Genomic DNA, 1,592 nt, shown 5'->3' on the forward strand with positions numbered 1-1,592 from the left:
GCCGATCGCCTTCGGCCATGTGGCGGGGCGGCGGCGCGACGGGCGGGCGCTGTTCGCCGTGATGGCGGTGATCCTCGCGTGCGGCATGGTGGGCGCCTATGCGGCGGAGGCGGCGAACAATCCGATCCTCGTCCATGCCGGCCTCGCGGCGCATCCCGGCAACATGGTGGGCAAGGAGGTGCGCTTCGGCGTGGCGCAGTCGACCACGTTCAATGTCGCGGCGACCGGGACCTCAACCGGCGCGGTCAATTCGTTCACCGACAGCTATCTCCCGCTGGGTGGCCTGGTTCCGCTGTTCATGATGCAACTGGGCGAGATCGCTCCCGGCGGCGTCGGCTCGGGGCTTTACGGCATCGTTCTCTTCGCGCTGCTCGCGGTGTTCGTCGCGGGGCTGATGGTCGGCCGGACGCCGGAATATCTCGGCAAGAAGATCGAGGCGCGGGAGATGAAGCTCGCGATGCTGGCAATTCTGGTGCAGACCCTGTTCATCCTGGCCGGAGCGGGTTTCTCGCTGCTGACCAAATCGGGGCTGGCATCGCTTGCCAATGCGGGGCCGCACGGTCTCTCCGAAATGCTCTATGGCTGGACTTCGGCCACCGAAAATAACGGCAGCGCCTTTGCGGGCCTTTCGGCCAACACGATGCTGCTCGATTACGGGCTGGGCCTGGCCATGCTGTTCGGCCGGTTCGCGGTGATGATCCCGGTGCTCGCGATCGCCGGATCGCTCGGCGCCAAGCCGAGGCTGCCGCATTCGGAGGGCACGTTTCCGACCGATGGGCCTCTGTTCATCGGCCTGCTGATCGGCGTCATCGTCATCCTGGTCGGGTTGCAGTTCATGCCGGCCGACCTGCTCGGCCCGATCGTCGAACATTACCTGCTGCTCGCCGGCAAGACCTTCTGAGGAGCGCTGACATGTCCCGCAAAGCCGAGACGATCGGGCTGTTCGATCGCGATATCCTGATCCGCGCGATACGCGATGCCTTCGCCAAGATGAACCCGCGGACGCTGATCCGCAATCCGGTGATCTTCGTGACCGAGATCATCGCCCTGCTGACGACGTTCGTCGGCATTCGCGAAATGGTTTCAGGCCAAGCCTGGGCTTTCTCGATCGTCATCGCGATCTGGCTGTGGATCACGGTGCTGTTCGCGACCTTCGCCGAGGCCGTCGCGGAAGGGCGCGGACGGGTGCGGGCCGAGAGCCTGCGGCGGGCGCGCAGCGACACGATGGCGAAGCGGCTGGATGATCCGGCGGATCGCGCCGCGTTCACCCTGGTGCCGGCGCCGCAGTTGCGGCGGGAGGATCTCGTGCTCGTCGAGGCCGGGGACCTGGTTCCCGCCGATGGGGAAATCGTCGAGGGTATCGCGAGCGTCAACGAAAGTGCGGTGACCGGCGAGTCCGCTCCCGTCATCCGCGAGGCGGGCGGCGACCGCTCGGCGGTGACGGGCGGCACCGAGCTCGTGTCGGACTGGCTGGTCGTCCGCGTCACGTCCGAGCCGGGCTCGAGCTTTCTCGACCGGATGATCGCCCTGGTCGAGGGGGCGGCGCGGCGGAAGACGCCCAACGAGATCGCGCTCGACATCCTGCTCGCCGG

General features: G+C 67.1%; 1 protein-coding gene and 1 pseudogene. Both read left to right on the forward strand.

All coding sequences use genetic code 11. The features are described from left to right. Positions 1-901 (forward strand): potassium-transporting ATPase subunit KdpA (locus APM_RS19110; protein ID WP_007425038.1); only part of this gene is annotated, 901 nt, incomplete at its 5' end. Between the two features lie 11 nt (positions 902-912). Then, positions 913-1,592: pseudogene (locus APM_RS19115) on the forward strand (potassium-transporting ATPase subunit B); the annotation flags it as partial.

This window comes from Acidiphilium sp. PM (genome assembly GCF_000219295.1).
Classification (GTDB): domain Bacteria; phylum Pseudomonadota; class Alphaproteobacteria; order Acetobacterales; family Acetobacteraceae; genus Acidiphilium; species Acidiphilium multivorum.